Genomic DNA, 21219 nt, shown 5'->3' on the forward strand with positions numbered 1-21219 from the left:
ATCATGAGGCGTTTCTTTATATACGAAGTCGCTCATCTTCTACAGGACTCGATTTACTTCTGGTGTAATACCGATAGCTCTCATCCTCGATTTTAATCTTCTTCTTAAATATAAATCCGCTCTTCTCAATCACCCTCATAGAGGCAATATTGCGAATATGGGCCAGCGCGACTAAACTATCGATTTTCGTATGCTGAAACAAGTACTCCACCATCCCTTTCACGGCTTGCGTCGTATAGCCTTTATTCCGGTGCTGATTCGAAATCGCGTACATGATCTCCCGCTCCGGGACGGGCAGCTCTTCTTTCATGCCCGTACAACACCAGCCAATAAATTCGCCGCTCGATTTTTCTATCATCCCCAGCCTTAATCTCAGGTCGCCAACCTCTCCGCCCCCCGACACGGCCTTAAGGAACCTTGCGTTCTCTTCCCGTTCATAATGAACAAACCATTCTTCCCTCTGCTCCCTGGACACGTTCCAACCCGGCAGAAACTCATAAATTTCAGGCTGCCAGGTCAAGGCATGCAAGCTTTCCAGATCATCTATCGCGTACTCCCGTAAATAAACGGCCGGACAATCAATTCGGATTTGACTCATACCTATCTCCCCCATTTCGCTGCTTCCCTCACTATAGCAAGCTTCCAGCTCCGCCACAGTATCCTCTTTCATTAAAAATAAACTTTCCCGTTCAAATTTAGGGTTGCATTTCCACATGGCCCACCTTAAAATGAACTTATACGAACTTAAATAAACTTATTTAAACAAATTTATTCAACCATTGGAGGTCATTTCAACATGGAAATCCGTTACGCATCGCATCCGCAAGAGGTAAAAGCATTCGATACAACGCGACTTCGTCAAGAGTTCCTGCTCGAGACTCTTTTCGTTCAAGACGAGCTGACCCTTACTTACTCGCACGTTGACCGCTTTATTATTGGCGGCGCGGTACCGGTTAACCAATCCGTTAAGCTCGAAGCCGACACTAAAACCATGGGTGCGGCAACCTTCCTCGAACGCCGCGAGATCGGCATCATTAACGTAGGCGGCCGTGGTACGGTTACCGTTGACGGCACCGCTTACGATATGGAAAACAAAGACTGCCTCTACATCGGCCTTGGCGCTGCAGAGGTTGTGTTCACAAGCTCAGATTCGGCTAATCCGGCCAAGTTCTACCTGAATTCGACGCCTGCCCACAAGAACTACCCTACGGTGAAAGCATCGATCAGCGAAGCTTCCCCTAACCATCTCGGAGCTCTTAACACGAACAACGAGCGTACGATCTACCGTTACATCCACACTGGCGGTATCCAAAGCTGCCAGCTGGTTATGGGCCTCACGATGCTGAAGCCGGGCAGCAACTGGAACACAATGCCTTGCCATACGCACAACCGCCGCTCCGAAGTATACCTGTACTTCGATATGCAAGCAGACGGAAATGTTTTCCACTTCATGGGCGAGCCGCAAGAAACGCGCCATCTGGTCGTGCGCAACGAGCAAGCGATCCTGTCGCCTAGCTGGTCGATCCACAGCGGCGTAGGCACAAGCGCTTATACGTTCATCTGGGGTATGGCTGGCGAGAACCAAATCTTCGAAGATATGGACGCGGTTGCACCTCAAGATTTGAAATAACATGAATGCGATTCGCAGACATGAATTAATTATGGAAGCCCTGCTGGCGAGCCGCGAAGTTACCGTTCAGGATTTAAGCGAACGGCTGAACGTGACGGGAAAGACGATTCGCGAGGATCTGGCCAGGCTTGAGGAAAAAGGACTGCTCCTTCGCATACACGGGGGAGCAGTCCTTGCCCAAAGCGACCAGCTTGGCATTTTGTCGCAGCAAGAGCCGCTAGTACGGCATGCCTCCGAGAAGACGGAGATTGCGGAGCTGGCGCTTACTTTTATTGATCCCGGCGACATTATCGCGCTGGACGGCGGCAGCACAACGCTAGAAATCGCCAAGAGGCTGCGGAATCAACCTATAACCGTCGTGACCAACGATGTACACATCATTGCCGAGCTGTCCCGCAAGGATGAAATTCAGCTGGTCGTGCCCGGCGGTTACCGCGTCCGCAATATGCTTGCAGGCGCGGAAGCCGAGGCTTACATCCGGAAGCTCAATATTAAAAAAGCTTTTTTGTCCGCAACGGGCGTTCATGCGGAATTTGGCTTCACGATTTATACAGGCGACCTGACGGCTTTCAAGAGGGCCCTTCTCGATACGGCGCAAACCTCGTATGTGGTCGTTGATCACCATAAATTTGGCCAAGGCGCATTGTTTACCTTTGCGGACTTTCATGAGATAAACACGATTCTGACCGACTCGGGGATCTCATCGGACACGGCTCGGCAATACCGGCAGGCCGGTGCGAATCTTGCGATTTACGAAAGGATGAATTAATCGATGTTATTTGACCTGACAGGCAAAACAGCAGTTGTAACCGGTACATCCGGCGGTCTTGGCCAAGCGATGGCGCTTGGTCTTGCGGAAGCGGGCGCATCCGTCGTTGCCATCTCTTCTTCTAACAGCAACGCGACTGTTGCCGCAATCCGCGAGCTTGGCGGACAAGCGGAAGAAATCTCCGCCGACCTTAGCAACGCCGATATTCTGGAAGATGTCTTTAATGAAGCCCGCGGCTTTTTCGGCAAGGTTGATATTCTCGTGAACAACGCTGGCATTATCCGCCGTACGCCAGCCGCCGACCACGCGGCAAAAGACTGGTATGATGTCATCGACCTGAACCTGAACTCGGTCTTCTTCCTCAGCCAGCTCGCCGGACGCCACATGCTGGAGCGCGGCAGCGGCAAAATTATTAACGTCGCTTCCATGCTCAGCTATCAGGGCGGAATCAATGTTCCCGGTTACACGGCAAGCAAACACGCCGTTGCCGGCGTAACAAAAGCGCTGGCGAATGAATGGGCTGGCCGCGGCGTGCAAGTAAACGCTATCGCCCCAGGCTATATGACAACGAACAACACGGCCCCGATCCTGAAGGATGAAGCCCGCACGAACTCGATTACCGAGCGAATCCCTGCTGGCCGCTGGGGTACGCCGGATGATCTGAAAGGTCCGGTTGTATTCCTCGCTTCCTCGGCATCGGACTACTTGAGCGGTCATGTTCTCAACGTAGACGGCGGATGGATGGCAAGATAAAAAGAAAAAGACGCTTAAACGGTTAACCGTTGAGCGTCTTCTTTCTTTTGATCCCAATTATATTTATTCAGCTGATCGATCAGATTCTTCATGTTGTCAAGGTCAACCGCATATGGACGGACATCTCCGCCGAGCAGAAACTCGGCTTCTCCCCTCGTCATAGACACGCTATATGCATGGCTTACCGTAAATGTGATCGAATCCACATTATCGATCAGACTAAGCAGCATAATGGCATTCCGGTAAAAAACGTTTTTATTCGCTGCCAATTCTTTCTCCGCCTGCATATCATCCGTTCCATCGTAATTGACGGTAACCCCGTATGGCTGCGACTTCGTTTGAAGCGAAATTCCCTTCCCTTCCAAGCCAACCGGCTTAGGCATTGCTCCAATCAATCCGCCTACCTTCATGTGATTCCCGACATACAAGGTTTTATTTTCCATAAGCTTTTCAAGATCGTAACCGGCATACGTTTCTTTTTCCAAGGCTGCCGGCAGCATCGACTGCTGCAACGGCTTCGGATTAGCGGTAAATCCGGTAACAAGCACCACTGCAGCCAGCATCGACAACGCTATAACCCAAGAGGATGGCTTACGGTAAGCAAGAACGTTCGTAATTCTCGCCTTCACATCGCTTTCTCCGAAAGCAAGCGGCCCGCCCATTTGCCATTTGCTGCTGTTCATCGATATGGATAGCAGCGTGGAGGCATAGCTTCTCTTTACCTCGCTCCCCATCCGCTTCATCACCCGTTCATCACAGGACATCTCCATGTCTTTGCTCATCAGCCTGTAAGAAATCCATAGGACAGGATTATACCAATGGATAATCATCAGCAAATAGGCAGCAGGCTTAATCAAATAATCCCGCCTCTTGATATGAGCCTGTTCGTGAGCAATGATATAAGGCAGCTCTTCTTCGGACAGACCGGTCGGGATATAAATTCTCGGCTTCAGAAAACCAAACACAAACGGCGTGCGAATCTGATCCGTTTCAAAGATGCGATCCTGTACCAGCGTTGCCGTTCTCAGCTTAGACCATAGCCTCGCATACTGGATCATACCGTATAGCAGCAGTACGCCAACACCGGTTACCCAAATCAAGCTGCCTAGCCACACCAAGATTTGCATCGGATTTACGCTCGCTAAAGGCGTGGCAGACGGAAGAGGAACAAGCTGGCGAAGACTGTCTACGCCGATGTCCAATACCAGATTCTTCTGCATCCCGATATCATGAGGAACATATTCCAACCTTCCTGCTTGCGAATGGTTAAGAGGATTCACCGCTTGCAACAAGCTGAAGCCTGCCGTAAAACTAACGGGAACAAGCAGTCTTAACGCTACAGCCGACCATAGAAAGTAGGAAAATCGTTTAGGCAGCCGTTTGAACAATAATCTCGCAAGCATGACAGCGATAGCCACATACCCCGCCGTAATGCTCATATTAACAACCGTAATAAACAGATTCGTCATTGCGTCGACTCCTCAATGATCCGCTTCAGCTCCTCCGCTTCCTTCCTCGACAGCTTCTTTCCGCCAAGAAACGCCGTCAGAAATTGCGGCAACGAGCCGTCGAATGCTTTCTCGACAACCGTCTGACTTTCGTACTTCTGTGCTTCGGTTTTCTTGATAAGGGACGTCACAACGGCCTGTTCATTCCGCAAAATACCCCGCTCGCATAGCTTTCTCAGGACGGTGTAGGTCGTCGATTTGCTCCAGCCCAGCTTTGATTTGCTAAGCTTCACAAGCTCCGTTGAATTAATCGGTTCATTGTCCCAAATCAGACAGGCAAATTTGTATTCCGCATCAAATAACTTATAGGATTCCAGTTCGATCGCCTCCACTATAAACGAAGTTTATTGCAGTAAACCTCCTTTGTCAAGAGAATGCACCTCTTGTGTTTGACTATCCGCCTGCGAAAAACGAAATAAACCCGCAAAGCCTTAGCTTTGCGGGTTAACTACTTGGTTTCTATTTCAGACCGCTTGTGCTGATCCCTTCAACGATATGCTTCTGGAAGAAGAAGAAAATCGCGAATACCGGAATCAAGCTTACAATCGACATGGCGAACATGGCGCCCCAGTTGGAAAGCGTCTCGGCATCGAGATACATCTTAAGGGCCATCGATACGGTGTACATCGAAGGCTTGTTCAGGTAAAGCAGCGGACCAATCAGGTCCTCCCAGCGCCAGTAGAACGAGAAGATTGCGGCGGTTGCCATGGCCGGGATAATGAGCGGCAAAATGATGCGGTAGAACAACCGGAATTTGCCGCAGCCGTCAATGGTAGCCGCTTCGTCGAGTTCACCCGGAAGGGTTCGGATAAACTGCACCATCAGGAAGATAAAGAACGGTGCCCCGAAGTAAGCAGGAATAACAATCGGCTTGATGGAGTTCAGCCAATGAAGCTTGGAGAACAGGATATATTGCGGAACCAGCGTTACGTCATGCGGAAGCATCAGCGTAACCATCATAATCGCAAACCAGAATTTTTTGCCCCGGAAATTAAGCCGGCCGAAGCCAAACGCTACAAGCGCGGAGGACAATACCGCGCCGATTGTGGCAAGCACGACAAGCACAAGCGTGTTCGTAATGTAAGTGCCAAACGAGTGGCCGCCTATGCCTGCCCAGCCGTCCGAATAGTTCGTCCAAATCCATTTGTCCGGAATCAGGCTGTTTGCGGTTGTAAAGATCGTTTCGCTTTTCTTGAAGGAGCTCATGAGGAGCCAGATCACGGGATAGATCATCAAGATAGCGCCGCCGGCTGCAGCAATATGATAAATCGGCCATCTCCATTTTTTTGCGATCATGTGCTTACCCCTCCTTCGACTCGTAGTGAACCCAGTATTTAGATGACAGGAACAACACGGCTGTTAGTACCGACACGATAATCAGCATGATCCAAGCCATTGCCGATGCGGTACCCATATCGAAGAATTGGAAGCCTTGGCGGAACAAATACAGCGAATAGAGCAAGGTGCCGTCCAGCGGACCGCCCGTACCTTTGGAAATAATGTAAGCGGGAACAAACGTCATGAAAGCTCCGATTGTTTGCATTATGGCGTTAAACAATATGATCGGTGTCAGCATGGGCACCGTTATTTTAAAGAATCGGTTAAATCCGTTTGCGCCGTCTACGCTTGCGGCTTCGTATAAGCTGACCGGTATGTTCTTCAAGCCTGCCAGGAAGATCAGCATCGAAGATCCGAACTGCCATGCCGACAAGGTTATGAGCATCCACAGCGCTGCCATCGGATCGGCAAACCATCTGACCGCATCCAGGCCGACAAATTGAAGCAATCCGTTAATAATCCCTTTATCGCCGTACAGGTTGCGCCACATGATGGATACGGCTACGCTGCCGCCGATAATGGATGGAAGGTAAAACAAGGTCCGATACACGCCGACCGCTCTCGAAGCGGTATTAAGCAGCATGGCAACCATAAGGGCGAAAAACAAACGAAGAGGAACTCCGATAAATACGTACAGGAACGTGACCTTTAACGATTTCCAGAATTTCTTGTCACTCGTGAAGAGATCATGGTAATTGTCAAAACCAACCCAAGAAGGGGTTGTAAACAGATCATAATCGGTAAACGACAAATAGAGGGATGCCAAAATCGGAACAAAGGTAAATACAAGAAAGCCGACAACAAAGGGGCTGATAAACGCGTAACCCGTCAAATCTCTCTTAAAGATCGCTTTCATTCGGACCAACTCCTGCACAAGATTCGCTACCGGTGAAACGGCTGGCGCCCAGGAGGAGCAGCACACGTTTCGCGGTGAATATAAGCCTTTTATAAAGGATGGCTGGCCGTTTGCGGCCAGCCATCCTGCCTGTCATTCTTATTTGTTCTTGGCTAATATCGCATTGGCTTCCTCGCGGAATTGCTTAGCGGCATCTTCCGGCGTAATTTGCTGGAAGTCCATTTGCTCCGCAAGCGAGCTGAACAAGGTAATAATCTCTGCTGCGCCAATCGGATCCGGCGGATCCATTTGCGAGCTGTTATCTTGCGCCCATGCCACATAATCGAATACTTGCTGTTGAGCTGGTTCAAGCGTTGGTTTGATTGCTTCGATAACTTTGCTGTTTACAGGTACGCCGCGGTCGCCTTTGATAAGCTTGTTAGCTTCGATATCATTGACGAAGAAGTTAATAAAGTCGGCAGCCGCTTCTTTTTGCTTGGAATTCTGAGCAATCGAGAAGTACATGCTTGGCTTCAGATAGAGACCTTTCACACGGTCGGGATTTGGCATATTTGCCATTTCCAGCGGACGGTTCGCCACTTGTTGAATGCCTACGAACTGGTTCGTCCATTGCCAGATCCCTACTTGCTGGCCTTTTACCATCAGGTCATCTTCCAGACCTTTAATCTGCGCTTTTACGTCCGGCGGAGGCGTGTCTCCGTCCTTCACGAGCTGAGCCAGCGGTTTGAAGAAGTCAACGAACAGCTGGTCGTCCTCATAACCAAGCGCATTGCCTTCCGCATTATAGAGATGCTGGCCTTTCGTACGCAGGTAGTAGCCGAAGAATACTTCCGGACGGAAGCCGTTATCGAAGTAGAGACCCGCTTCCTTCGCTTTCGAGGCGAGTGCGAAGTAATCATCCCAAGTCCAGTCATCCGCCGGCTTGTCTACGCCCAGCTTCTTCAGAAGGGCTGGATCGTATTGGAAGTTTACGGTGTTCACGCCAAGGTTAAAGCCATAAAGCTTGTCGCCCAGCTTACCGCCGGAGAGCGCGTTCTCCGAAATATCGGTGGTGTCAATCTGCTTGTTCAGGTAAGGCGTAAGATCGGCGAGCTGTCCTTTCGAACCATATTGCGACAGGTAGGAAATATCCATTTGCACAATGTCCGGCAGCTCGCTGGCAGCGGCCTCGGGAGCAAGCTTTTTCCAATAGTCGTCAAAGTTGGCGTATTCGGACTCGATCTTCACGTTTGGATGAGCGGTCTCATACATTTTGATAACTTCAAGCGTGTAATCGTGACGAGGCTGCGAGCCCCACCAGGCGATACGGAGAGTAATGTTTTTCCCTGCGTCCGTTTTGCCTGCATTAGCGGAAGTGCTTGCATTCGCGTTGGAGGCTTGATTTGCGTTGTTATTGTTGCCCCCGCCGCATGCCGTAAGAGTCGTAGCCAAGATGAGTGCGATTGCTGCTGATAGCTTCTTTCCCATGTTTCTAGCGCCCCTTCCTTAAACCATGTAAGTGTTTACATTTCCTATAGTACAGTTAAAAAGGAGAGCCCGGAATCGAATAACCAGTGATTTTTCATCAAAAAACAGACATCTTGTTTAGGATGTTTTCTTGAAATCCGATGGTGATTTCCCGGTATATTTCTTAAAGACCTGGCTGAAATAATGGGGATTATCGCCAAAGCCCAGCTGCTCCGCCAGTTCAAACACTTTAACGTCGCTGCTTGCCTCGATCAGCTCCAGCGCTTTGTCCATTCGCGTTTTCATGACATAGTTCGAGAATTTATCCCCCGTCTCTTTCTTGAACAGCTTGCCTAAATAATCCGCATTCATGTACAAAATCTCGCTTGCCGCCCATTGCAGGGAAAGGGCCGGATTGCTCATATGCTCGCTGACGATGCTCATCATCTTCTGAATGATGCCGGAATGCCGGCAGGATTGAATCTCGTAGTTCTCCTGGCAGATTTGTTTGGCCGCATTCTCTACAAAGCTTTGCAGCGCCTGCAAGGTATTGAGAGACTCAAGTTTGGCCAGCAGCTGCAAATATTCGTTCATCCGCTTTGGTTCCGCCTGACGGATTAACGCTACATACAAGGGAATCACGTACGATTTGGCCGTGGAGTTATCCAGCCTAAGCCCCGCCAGAATCCGGAATGCCTCCTCCAGCTCCTTGTTCACCTCTTCCCAGTTGCCCGATTTGGCCGCCATGCAGAGCTGGGTATCGTCATACAAAAAGACCTGTTCCTCTTGCTCATCCTGCTGCTGGATATCCCGGACCGTGATAAGGCTTCCCCCGCCCAGATAGAAGCGATGGTTCAGGCAGCTTCGCGTATCCATGTACATCTTGCGGGCTTCCGCCAGTTCGCCGGCGTCGCTGATCGCTATCGTTGTATCCAGCTTGAAATACCCGGTGAAGGTCCGCTTGACTTCCGCCAAAATGGTGAGAAGCTCGCTTTCGGGATACTGATCCCGGATCAGGATAAGCAGCTGGCTGCCTATCGTGGTGCTGAGAAGAATGGTAGGCTTGCCGATAATATCTTCGGCGATATTTTTAAGCGCAAAGAGATGATCGAATTCAAACGAACCCTCAAGCTGGCATAGCAGCAGCCTGGCTTCCAGATTCTCGAGCTGAATGCCGAACAGTCTGCCGTATTCGTCCCATTCGCGGCGCCCGTAACGCTTATTCGTTACGTATTCTTTCAGAAACTGCTCCTTCGCGCTTGGGAGTACCTTCTTCAGCTCCTCTTGCATCCGCTGAAGGAAAGCATCGGTACGCCGTTCCTGATCAAGCTGTTCTACGACCGACACAATCGCTTCGGCGATCGTATTCTCGTTGCAAGGCTTCAGCAAATAATGCTTAACCCCGTACTGCATGGCTTGACGGGCATATTCGAAATCGCCAAAGCCGCTCAGCATGATGCACGCTGTATGCGGATAAGCCTCCTTTACCCGTTTCACCAGACTGAGACCGTCCATGCCCGGCATGCGGATATCGCTAATAATGATATCGGGCTGCTGAGCCTCGATAAATTGAAGGGCTTCCAAGCCGTTGCGCGCCGTACCGGCAAGCTGCGTTCCGTATTTATCCCAGTCCATCAGAGACGCAATGCCTTCCAGAATAATCCGTTCATCGTCAATCAACAGCACTTTATACTTCATGTTCTCTCCCCCATTTCGATTGGCAGATACAAGGTAATCCGTGTGTCTTGCTGCGGAACGCTCTCTACCCGAATGCCGTAAGCTTCTCCGAACAGCATCTTGATGCGGTCCTCTATGTTGCGCAGGCCGATTCCCGTTCCTCTTGGCTGGATTTCCCCGCTTCTAAGCTGATCGATGACATCCGGTGCAAGCCCCGGTCCGTTATCCGCTACGGTTATTGCAATGCCGCCTTCATATTCTTCTGCCGTAATCGTGATTACGCAAGCTTCGATCATTTGCTCCAGCCCGTAATGGATCGCGTTCTCCACAAGCGGCTGCAGGCTGAGCTTTGGCACATACACATTTAAGAGACGGTCAGGGATCCGGTTCTCGAATACAAGGCGCTCTTCGAATCGGATATGCTGGATCGCGATATAATGGCTGACCAGCCTCATTTCATCCTCAAGCGTCACGGTTGGCTGCTTGTGGCTGATCGTGCTGCGGAGCAGGTAACCCAGGGATTCAACCATAATAGAGATCTGCTTATGTCCGGCGATTTTGGCCGACCAGTTAATGGATTCCAGCGTGTTGTACAAAAAATGCGGATTAATCTGCGCCTGCAGCGCTTTGAATTCCGTATCCTTGATGGTCAGCTGCTTGACATAATTTTCGTTGATCAGCTCGTCGATCCGTCCCACCATCATCCGGAAATTGCGCTGCAGCTGGCCGGCTTCATCCTTCGCTAGATTGCGCTCCTCCGGTTCTTCCGCAAATTCGAAATGCCCGAGCTGAATCCGCTTCATTCTCTGATTCAGCCGTTCTATTGGCCCCGTTATGGAACGCGAGAAGCTGAGCGCAGCTCCCAGAATGAGAACCGAGAGTAGAATGTAGACGATAATAACGGTATTTTTCGCCGATTCCGTCGTATGGAAGATCTGATCGTAAGGCATCACGTTAACGTACACCCAATCCAGATAGCCGGAGGAATAATAGGTGATGAAATAGTTTTTGCCCGACAACGATACAATCTTGAAGCCTTGCTGTCCGGTTAGCTGCAAGGAAGTCAGATCCATTCCGTCAGGCTGGTCATGCGGATAGACCAGGTGGCCGCCCTTTTGCAGGATGGCAAAATACGCTTTGGAATTATCCGCCGAGGTTACAAGATCGCTATAGAGCCGGTCGATGTCGATCCTGACCGCCATATTGCCCAGATGATCCAGCTCCAGCCCGTCCACCCTGCGGATTTCCCTGCCCGCAATAAGCGCGTTATCCCCGTAATCCGGGAAGACAAACTGGACGCCGCCATTTGTTTTGTTGGTCTCATTTACGACTTGCGCGTTGCGTTCGGTTGACAAATTAATCATCTTGTAACCGTTTCCATATTGCTTCCTAAAAACATCCATCACATGAAACGACAGTATATATTTCTCGTTGCTGGTGAAGGTCAATAGCCGCTGGCGTATATTTACCGCGGTCAGATAATTGCTGTACTCGGAGCCGCCTGCCTTAATCTCGCTCAAATAATCCTGAATGTAGCTGTCCGTCGCAATCTTGAAGGAAATCTTCTCCATATTGCGGAGCTCCTTCTCGACGCCTAGCGAAGCGCTGTTGAGAGCACTGGCGGATTGCTTGTAGATTTCCTTGTCGTAAGCGTGAAAGGCATACTTCATGACCGCAAAGGTAGCAATGCCGATAACCGCCATCATAAAAGCAAGCATGACAATTATTTTATATTTGATCCGCAAATTATAATAGAAAGCTAGTAACCCCTGCCTCAAGTTGTTGTCCCTCCAGTCATCATGCGTAAGTATTGATTATGAAGAAAAGGCAGCAAATACAGCGAGATCATCCCCGCAGTACCGCTGCCCGTAAATACATCCTCTTACGCAAGGTCACTGGCGGATAGACTTTTACCGGAGCGCTGTAATCTCCAGGAATCGTCCGTATCCATCATACCATGCCTCCCCTTGTTGAGGGCCGTAAATCGTAACCGGGAAAGAATCCCTGATAACACGCCGTGCTTCCCAAATATCCGCGAACTCGCCTCTTGCAATCCATTGAACCGCCAGGTTCCCGATCGCGCTGCCTTCCGCGGGTCCCGCCCATACCGGCTTGCCGATCGCATTCGCCGTCCACTGGCAAAGCAGCGTATTATGAATGCCGCCGCCGACCATATGAAGACCGTTAAACTGCTTGCCGGACAACCGTTCCGTCATTTCAAGCACATAACGATATTTGAAGGCGAGGCTTTCCAGAATGCAGCGGACGAGCGTGCCAGCATCCTCCGGAACCGGCTGATTCGTCTTCCGGCAATATTCCTTGACTCTCGCCGGCATGTCGCCCGGAGCCATAAATACGGGATCATCCGGGTCGATAAAAGCCGTAAACGCAGGTGCTTCTCCCGCAAGCTTCACAAGCTCGGAGAAGCTGTAATCCTGTCCGGAACGCTCCCACTCTCTCCGGCTTTCCTGCAGAATCCAAAGACCCATAATGTTCTTCAGCAGACGGTAAGTACCGCCAAAGCCGCCCTCATTCGTAAAATTAAGCTGTGCCGCCTCCGCCGTCATAATCGGCTCCAGGATCTCCGTTCCGAGCAGCGACCAGGTTCCGCAGCTTAAGTAAGCGAAGGAACGTTCAAGCGCCGGTACGGCGACCACCGCCGATGCCGTGTCATGCTCAGCTACGGCATGAACGGCAATCGGTCCAAGTCCAAGCTCCTCCTGAACGGATGGCTGCAGATTCCCGGCGGGCGAGCCAGGCTGAAGCACTTGCCCGAACAAAGACTGCGAGAGACCAAGATGCTGCAGCAGCTCCCCATCCCACTCTTGCTTAAGCGGGTTGTACAGCTGAGTGGTCGTTGCGTTAGAAAACTCGTTGTGCATTTCGCCGGTCAGGAAATACCGAAGCAAATCAGGGATCATCAGGAAACGCTTCGCCGCAGCAAGCTGCGGGGATTGATTCAGCTTGGCCGCATAGAGCTGGTAAATCGTATTAAACGGCAGAAACTGAATGCCCGTCCGGTTGAATATTTCCGCAGGAGTTAATTCCTCCTGAAGTCTCTCCATCATTCCGGTGCTTGAGCGGTCCCGATAATGAAGCGGATTGCCAAGCAGACTTCCGTCAGCTGCGATAAGTCCGTAATCTACCGCCCAGGAATCAATGCCGATGCTAAGCGGCTGTATCCCCTTATGCTTTGCCTTAAGCAAGCCTTGCTTGATCTCGTGATACAACCGCAGAATATCCCAGTGCAGACGGTCGCCCGTCTGCACCGGATCGTTAGGAAAGCGGTGTAGCTCTTCGGTTACGATCTTGCCATCCTTCAGACTGCCCAGGATCGCTCTTCCGCTGCTTGCTCCGAGGTCAAACGCCAATATGTCCGACAACCGGTCGCCCTCCTAACCGCGCTTCAGCAATACGTTTTGTTCGTATTCTTTCACTTCGCTGATCCACTGCTCTCGGACCGGAACACCCTTCGTAGCGCAATAGTAATCCCATATCGCGCCAAACGGATACGACTTGAATTCTTCGGTGAGCGCAAGACGGGTCGTATAATCGCCTTCCAGCTCGATTTTCTTCAGTGTTTCCACCGGCTCGAGCATTGCGCGGAGCAATGCCTTGATTGTGTTGCGCGTTCCGACAACCCAAGCGGCTACACGGTTAATGCTGGCATCGAAGAAATCAAGGCCGATATGGGTTGTGCCCAGCAGATCATGGCGAACCAGCTCGCTGCCGATCTCAAGCAGCTCATCGTCCATGATGACGACATGGTCGCTATCCCATCTCATCGGGCGGCTGACATGAAGCAGAATGCCGCTTGTGAATAGAGCAAGGGAAGACAATTTATTCGAGATGACTTCCGTCGGATGGAAATGGCCCGCATCCAGACAGATCAGCTTGTTATTCTGCAAGCCGTAGCCCATATAAAATTCGTGGGAGCCAACCACGTACGCTTCCGAGCCAAGCCCAAACAGCTTGCTCTCCACCGCGTCCAGGTTGTAATTCGGATCAAGCGGCTCGGCAAACACTTCATCGAGCGAAGCCTTCAGACGCTTGCGCGGTGTCATGCGGTCAACCGGATTATCCTTGAAGCCGTCGGGAACCCAGACGTTGGTCACGCAGGTCTGACCCAGCTGCTCGCCAAAGTAAGCGCCGATGCGGCGGGAAGCCTTGCAGTGGTCAATCCAGAATTGGCGGATCTCCGGATCCGGATGGCTAAGCGTAAAGCCGTCGCTCGATTTCTCATGCGAGAAGCAGGTTGGGTTGAAGTCGAGTCCAAGCCCCTGCTCCTTCGCCCAGGTTACCCAGTTTTCGTAATGACGCGGCTCAAGCTGATCCAGTTCAACCTTTTCGCTCGTATCGGTATAGATCGCATGAAGGTTTACTTTATGCTTGCCCGGAATGAGGGAGAAGGCTTTCTCCAGATCGGAGCGTAGCTCCTCCGGCGTTCTTGCCGCGCCCGGATATTGGCCCGTAACCGAAATGCCGCCGGTCAATTCCTGGTCCGCGTTCAGGAAGCCTTTTACGTCATCGCCTTGCCAGCAATGCATGGAGACTTTGACCGTCTCCAGCTTGCGCAGTACTTCGTCCGTATCGATTCCATGCTGGGCATACAATGCTTTCGCCGCTTCGTAAGCTTGCTTTACATGTTGATCCATCTGTAGAGGCGCCCTCCTTCTTAGCGTGTGAATGCAGCCGGTACACCGCCGTCAATCGTCAGCATGCAGCCGGTTGTTTTGTCCGATTTCGAAGATGCGAAGAAGGCGATGCCTTCCGCAATATCTCTTGGATAAATATTGACGAGCAGCGTAGTCCGTTTGCGGTAGTGCTCTTCCAATTGATCCGGCTCGATGCCGTAAGCCGCGGCACGCTCGTTGCGCCATGCGCCGTTCCAGATCGCGGAGCCCTGCAGAATCGCGTCCGGCAGAATCGTATTGACGCGAATGCCGAATTCGCCGCCTTCCGCCGCGATGCAGCGTGCCAGATGAGCCTCCAGCGCTTTTGCCGAGCTGTAAGCCGTAACGCTCTTGCCTGCGAAGATCGAGTTCTTGGAGCCGATAAATACCATGTTGCCGCCAATGCCCTGCTGTTTCATCAGCTTGAACGCTTCACGGGCAACAAGGAAATAGCCGGTGCCAAGCACGTTAATATTCAGATTCCATTCTTTGAGGGAGGTTTCGTCAAACGGGCTGGATGTTGCGAGGCCTGCGTTGTTGACGATAATATCCACGCCGCCGTAGACGAGAGCTACTTCCGCATAAGCAGCCTGCACCGCTTGCTCGTCCGTAACGTCCATTTTTACGGCGTAAGCGCGGTTCTCGCCGTATTTATCGTTGATTTCTTGCGCAACCTTCTGCGCGCCCTCCAGATTCAAGTCGGCCAGCACGACATGCGCGCCTTCCGATACGAGGCGGCGTGCCGTCTCGCTGCCGATACCGCCGGCACCGCCGGTAATGAAGGCAACCTTGCGGGAGAATTCGGCTTCAGCCGGAGCCAGCGACAGCTTGTAAAGCTCAAGCGGCCAGTACTCTACATTATACGATTCGTTCGCGCTCAGCGATACGAAGCTGCCAAGCGCCGTAGCGCCGCGCATAACGGAAATCGCGCGATGGTACAATGCGCCGCTTACTTGCGACAGCGCCCAGCTCTTGCCCGTGTTGATCATGCCAAGACCCGGAATGAGGATGACGCGCGGAGCCGCTTCGAACATTACGTCGCCTTCGTTTTTGTTTTCCTCGAAATAAGCTTTGTATTGCTCTTTATAAGCGGCAACGCCTTCAATCAATTTCGACTTCAGGCCGTCGATATCCTCCGCGTTAGGCGTCCAATCGATAAAGAGCGGAACAACCTTCGTATGAACGAGATGGTCCGGGCAAGCGGCGCCTACCTGCGACAGCTGCGGAGCGTCCGCGCCGCCAACGAAAGCAAGCACATCGTCTTGGTCGTCGAACGACAGGATCATTTTCTTCGCGTCGGATACGGCACCGCGGATCGTAGGCATCACCTGCGATACGATTTGACGGCGAACCTCGGCCGGAAGGGCTTCATGCTTTACGCCGCCGAACAATTTGGCTTCATTGACGCGAGCTTCGATGAAAGCTTCTGCTTCATTAATAATCTTGATCGTCTGCGCATAACATTCTTCGGACGTTTCGCCCCAAGTTACAAGGCCATGCTTCTCCATCAGAACAAGCTCGGCGTTAGGATTAGCCAATACGCCTTCCGCGATCATCTTCGAGAGAGTAAAGCCGGGACGCACGTATGGCACCCATACGAAGCGGTTGCCGAAAATCTCTTCCGCCAGATGGCGGCCGTTATCCGCGCAGCACAGGCTGATAATCGCATCCGGATGCGTATGGTCTACGTGCTTGAATGGCAGGAAGGCATGCAGCAAAGTCTCGATCGAAGCGCGCGGATGCTTCGCGTCGATCATGCAGTTGCCCAGGTAAGCAACCATTTCTTCGTCCGTCATGGCATCGCGTTCGAACAAAGGACGGATATCTTCCATGCGAAGACCGGTGAAGTTCGCCGCTTTCATCGAACCAAGGTCCGAACCGCTGCCCTTCACGTACATCACTTCAACATCGCGGCCGCGGAAATCTTTAACCGTCGTTTTCGTGGAAGTATTGCCGCCAAAGATATTGCATACGCGGCGGTCTGCACCGATCAGGTTAGAGCGATAAACCAATTGATCAAGTCCGTTTGTGAATTCAGATGCTTTAGATGATTGCCATAAGCTTTGTACCATTTTGTTTACCTCCGAATACGTTGTTTTATCTTTATGTTTCGATAGTAACATGTTTGTTTATATTTGAAAACAAAAATATTCCGGGCATAAACAAATACAATCAAAAACAAAAGGAGCGGGAAAGCTCCCGCTCCCCGCTCCTGCCAATCGTCTACCTCCGAATAAAATCCGCAATCGTTACTTTTTGCCCGGTCCGCGCGCTTTCCAGCGCCGCATTAACCATAGCCATGCTGTATTGGTTATCCCGGCTGTCGGTTTCCGCCCTGCGGTTCTCCTCAAGCGAGAGGAACATCTCGTCGAGGCAGCCCGGATGCCCGGTTCTATCCGAATGAGCATTGTATACCACGGAATCCGCCTCTACACGGACAAACGATTTAATGAACTTCCCTTCCTGAGGTTCCGGCGCAATCACTTCCGCAAAGGGGGCATCATGCCCGTTCCAGATCGCCGTCCCCTTCTCGCCCGTGATTCTCCAGTCTGCTTCCCACGACGTGTTTGCCCCTTCCGCACACCAGGAACCGCGGTAATTGAACACCGACCCGTCAGACATTTCGAAGATGCAGACTGCCGCAGCCGCCCCTTCGTACCAAGAGCCCGGCGGGTTAAATTCGTGGCAATAAACGGACACCGGATCTGCCCCCAGTATTAGGCGCGCCTGATCGAATGTGTGGATCGCCATATCGAGCAGAAGCGGACTTGCCATCGTTTCCCGGAATCCGCCGAAATGCGGCCCCAGGAAGAAATCCGCGTTCACAAAACCCGGCTTGCCAATCGTACCCGAGTCCAGCAAATGACGCAGCGCGCGAATACGGGGATCAAACCGCCGGTTTTGCATGACGGCATGCGATTTCCCCGTTTCCTCCGCGATCCGGATCAGATCCTTGCATTCCTCCGCGGTTTCCGCAAGCGGCTTCTCCCCAAAGATATTGCAGCCAAGCTGCATCGCCGTGCTTGCAATCCGGTGATGGCTCGCGGGGATCGTTACGTCAAAGACAAGATTAGCGCCGGTCTGCTGGATAGCCTCGGCAAGATCGGTGAAGGTAGGGCAGCTTAGCCCCTTCTTCTCCCTCATTTTCTCGGCGAACTCCTGCTTGATATCGACTAAAGCGACAATCTCAGTATCCTTGCGCTCGATGGCCGTATCGATCCAGATGTTCGACATGCCCCCGCAGCCCGCTACTACAACTTTATATGTTGCGCTCATTCCCATGCACCCCTTATTTCGGATTCGGCACAAACTGTCCGCCGCGGCATTGCTTCAAATAGTTCAAGGCATGGACTTGTCCCGTCATCTCCAGCTCGTCGCGGTAGACCGGATCATGCCAGCCTTCGATATCGATTGTCCCTTGATAGCCGGCTTGTCTGAGAATGGTGATAACATCGGTCCAGTTCGTATCGCCAAAACCAGGCGTCCGGTGCCACACGAATGGCTTTGGCCCATGAATGCCGTATTCCTTCACGATATCCCAAGCGATGGTTGCGTCCTTGCCATGGACGTGGAACACTTTGTCCACCCATTTGCGGAGCTGCGGAATCGGATCGATCAGCGAGACCATCTGATGGCATGGCTCCCACTGCAGACCGATATTGTCGGACGGAATCGCGTTAAACATCATTTCCCAAGCCGTCGGGTTATGCGCAATGTTCCAATCGCCCGTTTCCCAGGTGCCGCCCATATCGCAATTCTCGAACGCAATTCGTACTCCCTTATCCGCTGCACGCTTGCCCAGCTCTCCGAATACCTCCGCATACCGCGGGATAGAGCTGTCAATCGATTCGCCGGTCAAACGTCCGGTAAACCCGGATACGATGTCCGTCCCGAACAAATGCGCATGATCGATCAGTCTTTCCCAGCTTGCAAGGGTATCCGCGTTATTGCCCGCGCCGGTCAACGGATTGCCAAAGATGCCAACCGTCGATATAATGAAACCGTATTCATCGGACAGCTCGCGAACCCGCTTCGCCGTCTCAACCAGATTCGTGTCGCCCGTTGTCTGCCAGAACGTCAAGCTGTAAGATTCGAAGCCGTGAGGAGCAATCTGGGGAATCACGCGCACCGCGTCGCCTCCGCCAACCAATGTTCCGATCCGAAGTATATTCGTCATATCATTACCACTCCTATTTTGGTGGATTAATTTTGAATGCAACCTCAGTATAGCGCGGGAAAACGGACGATTCTCGACCATTCTTGTGTTTTACTAGTCCAATATTGTGGAGTTGAATCTATCATGAGCTATCCGAAGGAACTGCGCGAGAATACTCGAATAGACGAGAAAATGCACCCGGTTCAAATTTTTTCGAACCGCGCTCTTCAGAAGAAGCCGGGCGAGCTGATTCTCTATTTGCATTGGCATGAGCATTTCGAAATTATCGTCATGCAGCAAGGCAGCGCCGTCTTTCATATCGACAGCGAATCTTACGAGGCTCTTCCGGGGGATGTTTTATTCGTGCCGGCCGGAGCGCTTCATGTCGGCTACAGTCTTTGCGATGGAGAAATCTCTTACCTCGCTATCGTCTATAACAGCTCTCTCTTCCAGAATTGGATGCAGGATTCTCTTCATACGAAATATGTCCTGCCCTATTTGGAGGGCCGCGTGCAGCTGCCGGTCAAGCCAACCCGGCTCGATCCGTCCTGCGCGGATTATTATTACTTGCTGGAGCAGGCCAACACGGAGTTTATAGAGAAGCAGCCCGCCTATCAATTGATGGTAAAATCGCAGCTTCATATGCTGCTTACTCTGCTGTCCCGCAAATTTCTGCCTCAGCAGCTTCCGGAGCAAGCGACCAATCAATACGTGCATAACCGCGAACAGTTCAAGGCATTAATCGAATATATTGAAGCCAATTTTGCGGACAAGCAGACGGTAGCCGATGCGGCAAGGCGGATGAACCTGAACGTCCATCATTTCTGCAAAATGTTCAAAAAGCTGACCGGCCGGACTTTTATCGATTACGTCAACGTATGCCGGGTGAATGAAGCGGAGCGGCTGCTGCTCGCCGGCGATCTCTCCATTACCGAGATTGCGGGCCGTGTCGGCTGCGACAACTCCAATTACTTTACGAAGATGTACAGAAAGTACAAAGGCGTTCCCCCTTCCCAGATTAGAAAACAGCTTGCCGACGCAAACAAAATCCCCTTAAGCGAGCCAATCGCCTAAGGGGATTTTTATTGAATAATCGCCGATTCCTAATTACTCATTGATTCTTAATTACTCGTTGATTCGGTACAAATGCCGGTACCCTAACTCCTGAGAGATCAGATCCGCGTATTTTTTCACGTAATAGCTGTACTTCTCGATGTTCTCCGCTGTAAAACGCAAGGTTGGGCCTGCGCAATTCAGCGAACCGATCACCGTATTTTCGTAAGAGAAGATGGGCGCGCCGATGCCCGTTGTCCCTTCCGTCGCTTCGCCGGAGGTGATCGCATACCCGCGCTTGCGGATCTGCTCCAGATCATTGGCAATATATTCTCTTGTTAAAAGCCGCAGAGACGGCAAGCCTTCCCAATCAATCTGATTCAAAATGGATTCCCTCGCTGAGGAAGTCATGTACGCCAGAATAACCCGATTGGAAGCCCCGATGACAAGCGGCAGCCTCAGCCCGATCGGCTCGGAAATTTTGAGCAGCTGCGGAGAATCGATATTGTCGATATACACGCCTTCGGTGTTCTCGCGGGTAGCCAGGTAGACCGTTTCCTTCGTCTTCTTCGACAGCTCTTCCATAAATGGTCTGGCAATGGAGCGGAACCGCAAGCTGTCCCACATCAGAAATCCGTATTTCATAATCGACAAGCCCAGCTTGTATTTCTTCGTTTTGCTGTTCTGGGAGACAAAGCCATGCTCCGACAAGGAAGCGAGAATGCGATGTACGCTCTGCACCGGCATATCGAGTTCGCGGCTGATCTCCGTCACGCTGACTTCCTTCTCGCTCCCCTGCGGCACTAGATAATCCAGTATATGTATCGCCTTCGAGATCACGGACATGAGCTTCGCCTCCATGTCATATTTTCGAACATCCCTATTCCATCTTATTGTAGAATGGACGTTTATCATTTGGCAATTCATTCTTTCACGGGGAAAAAGCTGATGCATCCTGACACGCATCAGCTCTCCCGAAGCTTCAAATGGATAATAAGGTATAAATCCCTACACACAAAACGGCTAGAGAGATCGTTGTGCATGCAATCGAATGCCCCGTATGACTGTCCTTCTTCATAACGGCGGCGATCAGCTGCCGGACGGCAAAATACATGCTTGCCAGATTAATAAGGAACAAAACCATCATTACGGTACTCGTCAAAAAGGAACTATTGTTACCCGTTTCCTGATGGTGATGATGCATTTCGCTGACCGTCCCCATAATAAGAGGCATTGTCAGCCAATGAACAAGGTGCAGAACAAGCACGCCGGACACGGATACCATCGACAGCACCGAATATTTCGACTCTACGCTCAGATGCCGCAATTTCATCATTAGACATGCCTCTCCTTTCTATGC

19 protein-coding genes are annotated in these 21219 nt (G+C 51.4%); 4 read left to right on the forward strand and 15 right to left on the reverse strand.

Features of this window, described 5'->3' with window-relative positions; all coding sequences use genetic code 11:
- Positions 1-16: 16 nt before the first annotated feature.
- A complete protein-coding gene (locus ACR9FF_RS17515; RefSeq protein WP_435163304.1) occupies positions 17-598 on the reverse strand; it encodes a GNAT family N-acetyltransferase in 582 nt (193 codons plus the stop codon).
- A gap of 198 nt (positions 599-796) precedes the next feature.
- Here ACR9FF_RS17515 and kduI point away from each other — a divergent pair, with 198 nt between their 5' ends.
- Genes kduI through kduD form a run of 3 tightly spaced genes read left to right on the forward strand, consistent with a single transcriptional unit; the run spans position 797 to position 3152 of the window.
- Positions 797-1630, forward strand: coding sequence for a 5-dehydro-4-deoxy-D-glucuronate isomerase (gene kduI, locus ACR9FF_RS17520; protein ID WP_435163306.1), 834 nt, complete (start codon positions 797-799; stop codon positions 1628-1630).
- Between the two features lies 1 nt (position 1631).
- Complete coding sequence (locus ACR9FF_RS17525) at positions 1632-2399, forward strand: DeoR/GlpR family DNA-binding transcription regulator (RefSeq protein WP_435163308.1); 768 nt, start codon at positions 1632-1634, stop codon at positions 2397-2399.
- Between the two features lie 3 nt (positions 2400-2402).
- A complete protein-coding gene (kduD, locus tag ACR9FF_RS17530; protein WP_127495228.1) occupies positions 2403-3152 on the forward strand; it encodes a 2-dehydro-3-deoxy-D-gluconate 5-dehydrogenase KduD in 750 nt (249 codons plus the stop codon).
- A gap of 14 nt (positions 3153-3166) precedes the next feature.
- On the opposite strand, the gene ACR9FF_RS17535 is transcribed toward kduD, so the two are convergent.
- From ACR9FF_RS17535 to ACR9FF_RS17590, 12 genes are all read right to left on the reverse strand, one after another.
- Positions 3167-4621 (reverse strand): M56 family metallopeptidase, encoded by a 1455-nt coding sequence (locus ACR9FF_RS17535; protein WP_435163311.1) that lies wholly within the window; start codon positions 4619-4621, stop codon positions 3167-3169.
- On the reverse strand, positions 4618-4977 hold the full coding sequence (locus tag ACR9FF_RS17540) for a BlaI/MecI/CopY family transcriptional regulator (RefSeq protein ID WP_435172151.1): 360 nt from the start codon (positions 4975-4977) through the stop codon (positions 4618-4620). Before ACR9FF_RS17540 ends, ACR9FF_RS17535 begins: the two co-directional genes overlap by 4 nt.
- Positions 4978-5119: 142 nt before the next feature.
- Positions 5120-5956: a carbohydrate ABC transporter permease gene (locus ACR9FF_RS17545; RefSeq protein WP_127495230.1), complete on the reverse strand. Its 837-nt coding sequence runs from the start codon at positions 5954-5956 to the stop codon at positions 5120-5122.
- Between the two features lie 4 nt (positions 5957-5960).
- Positions 5961-6854: a carbohydrate ABC transporter permease gene (locus ACR9FF_RS17550; RefSeq protein WP_127495231.1), complete on the reverse strand. Its 894-nt coding sequence runs from the start codon at positions 6852-6854 to the stop codon at positions 5961-5963.
- Between the two features lie 138 nt (positions 6855-6992).
- Complete coding sequence (locus tag ACR9FF_RS17555; RefSeq protein ID WP_127495232.1) at positions 6993-8321, reverse strand: ABC transporter substrate-binding protein; 1329 nt, start codon at positions 8319-8321, stop codon at positions 6993-6995.
- A 117-nt stretch (positions 8322-8438) separates the two neighbouring features.
- Positions 8439-9998 carry a response regulator transcription factor gene (locus ACR9FF_RS17560; protein ID WP_435163314.1) on the reverse strand — a complete coding sequence of 520 codons (1560 nt, stop codon included), beginning with the start codon at positions 9996-9998 and terminating at the stop codon, positions 8439-8441.
- Positions 9995-11755, reverse strand: coding sequence for a cache domain-containing sensor histidine kinase (locus ACR9FF_RS17565; RefSeq protein WP_435163316.1), 1761 nt, complete (start codon positions 11753-11755; stop codon positions 9995-9997). The genes ACR9FF_RS17560 and ACR9FF_RS17565 overlap by 4 nt, the downstream gene beginning before the upstream one ends.
- Before the next feature lie 132 nt (positions 11756-11887).
- Positions 11888-13360 (reverse strand): rhamnulokinase, encoded by a 1473-nt coding sequence (locus ACR9FF_RS17570; RefSeq protein WP_435163318.1) that lies wholly within the window; start codon positions 13358-13360, stop codon positions 11888-11890.
- Positions 13361-13372: 12 nt separating this feature from the next.
- Entirely contained in the window at positions 13373-14632 is a 1260-nt protein-coding gene (gene rhaA, locus ACR9FF_RS17575) for an L-rhamnose isomerase (protein ID WP_435163320.1), read from the reverse strand.
- Positions 14633-14652: 20 nt separating this feature from the next.
- A complete protein-coding gene (locus ACR9FF_RS17580; protein WP_435163322.1) occupies positions 14653-16722 on the reverse strand; it encodes a bifunctional aldolase/short-chain dehydrogenase in 2070 nt (689 codons plus the stop codon).
- 151 nt (positions 16723-16873) lie between these two features.
- Positions 16874-17926 (reverse strand): Gfo/Idh/MocA family protein, encoded by a 1053-nt coding sequence (locus tag ACR9FF_RS17585; RefSeq protein ID WP_435163324.1) that lies wholly within the window; start codon positions 17924-17926, stop codon positions 16874-16876.
- 13 nt (positions 17927-17939) lie between these two features.
- A complete protein-coding gene (locus ACR9FF_RS17590; protein ID WP_435163326.1) occupies positions 17940-18827 on the reverse strand; it encodes a sugar phosphate isomerase/epimerase family protein in 888 nt (295 codons plus the stop codon).
- A 123-nt stretch (positions 18828-18950) separates the two neighbouring features.
- On the opposite strand from ACR9FF_RS17590, the gene ACR9FF_RS17595 reads away from it, so the two are divergent.
- The gene (locus ACR9FF_RS17595) at positions 18951-19880 is read left to right on the forward strand and encodes a helix-turn-helix domain-containing protein (RefSeq protein ID WP_435163328.1); all 930 of its coding nucleotides are present in this window, start codon (positions 18951-18953) and stop codon (positions 19878-19880) included.
- A 51-nt stretch (positions 19881-19931) separates the two neighbouring features.
- Here ACR9FF_RS17595 and ACR9FF_RS17600 read toward each other — a convergent pair whose 3' ends face one another.
- Positions 19932-20705, reverse strand: a complete 774-nt coding sequence (locus ACR9FF_RS17600; RefSeq protein ID WP_127495241.1) for an IclR family transcriptional regulator — start codon at positions 20703-20705, stop codon at positions 19932-19934.
- A gap of 136 nt (positions 20706-20841) precedes the next feature.
- On the reverse strand, positions 20842-21195 hold the full coding sequence (locus ACR9FF_RS17605; RefSeq protein WP_435163331.1) for a hypothetical protein: 354 nt from the start codon (positions 21193-21195) through the stop codon (positions 20842-20844).
- Positions 21196-21219 lie beyond the last annotated feature (24 nt).

The sequence above is a fragment of the Paenibacillus glycanilyticus genome (assembly GCF_051200795.1).
Classification (GTDB): Bacteria; Bacillota; Bacilli; order Paenibacillales; family Paenibacillaceae; genus Pristimantibacillus; species Pristimantibacillus glycanilyticus.

Coding starts and splice junctions, on each gene's coding strand:
- ACR9FF_RS17555 (WP_127495232.1), bottom strand. CDS start 8,321: ATGGGAAAGAAGCTATCAGCAGCAATCGCACTCATCTTGGCTACGACT.
- ACR9FF_RS17580 (WP_435163322.1), bottom strand. CDS start 16,722: ATGGTACAAAGCTTATGGCAATCATCTAAAGCATCTGAATTCACAAAC.
- ACR9FF_RS17515 (WP_435163304.1), bottom strand. CDS start 598: ATGAGTCAAATCCGAATTGATTGTCCGGCCGTTTATTTACGGGAGTAC.
- kduD (WP_127495228.1), top strand. CDS start 2,403: ATGTTATTTGACCTGACAGGCAAAACAGCAGTTGTAACCGGTACATCC.
- ACR9FF_RS17585 (WP_435163324.1), bottom strand. CDS start 17,926: ATGAGCGCAACATATAAAGTTGTAGTAGCGGGCTGCGGGGGCATGTCG.
- kduI (WP_435163306.1), top strand. CDS start 797: ATGGAAATCCGTTACGCATCGCATCCGCAAGAGGTAAAAGCATTCGAT.
- rhaA (WP_435163320.1), bottom strand. CDS start 14,632: ATGGATCAACATGTAAAGCAAGCTTACGAAGCGGCGAAAGCATTGTAT.
- ACR9FF_RS17600 (WP_127495241.1), bottom strand. CDS start 20,705: ATGTCCGTGATCTCGAAGGCGATACATATACTGGATTATCTAGTGCCG.
- ACR9FF_RS17535 (WP_435163311.1), bottom strand. CDS start 4,621: ATGACGAATCTGTTTATTACGGTTGTTAATATGAGCATTACGGCGGGG.
- ACR9FF_RS17560 (WP_435163314.1), bottom strand. CDS start 9,998: ATGAAGTATAAAGTGCTGTTGATTGACGATGAACGGATTATTCTGGAA.
- ACR9FF_RS17605 (WP_435163331.1), bottom strand. CDS start 21,195: ATGATGAAATTGCGGCATCTGAGCGTAGAGTCGAAATATTCGGTGCTG.
- ACR9FF_RS17595 (WP_435163328.1), top strand. CDS start 18,951: ATGAGCTATCCGAAGGAACTGCGCGAGAATACTCGAATAGACGAGAAA.
- ACR9FF_RS17545 (WP_127495230.1), bottom strand. CDS start 5,956: ATGATCGCAAAAAAATGGAGATGGCCGATTTATCATATTGCTGCAGCC.
- ACR9FF_RS17550 (WP_127495231.1), bottom strand. CDS start 6,854: ATGAAAGCGATCTTTAAGAGAGATTTGACGGGTTACGCGTTTATCAGC.
- ACR9FF_RS17525 (WP_435163308.1), top strand. CDS start 1,632: ATGAATGCGATTCGCAGACATGAATTAATTATGGAAGCCCTGCTGGCG.
- ACR9FF_RS17590 (WP_435163326.1), bottom strand. CDS start 18,827: ATGACGAATATACTTCGGATCGGAACATTGGTTGGCGGAGGCGACGCG.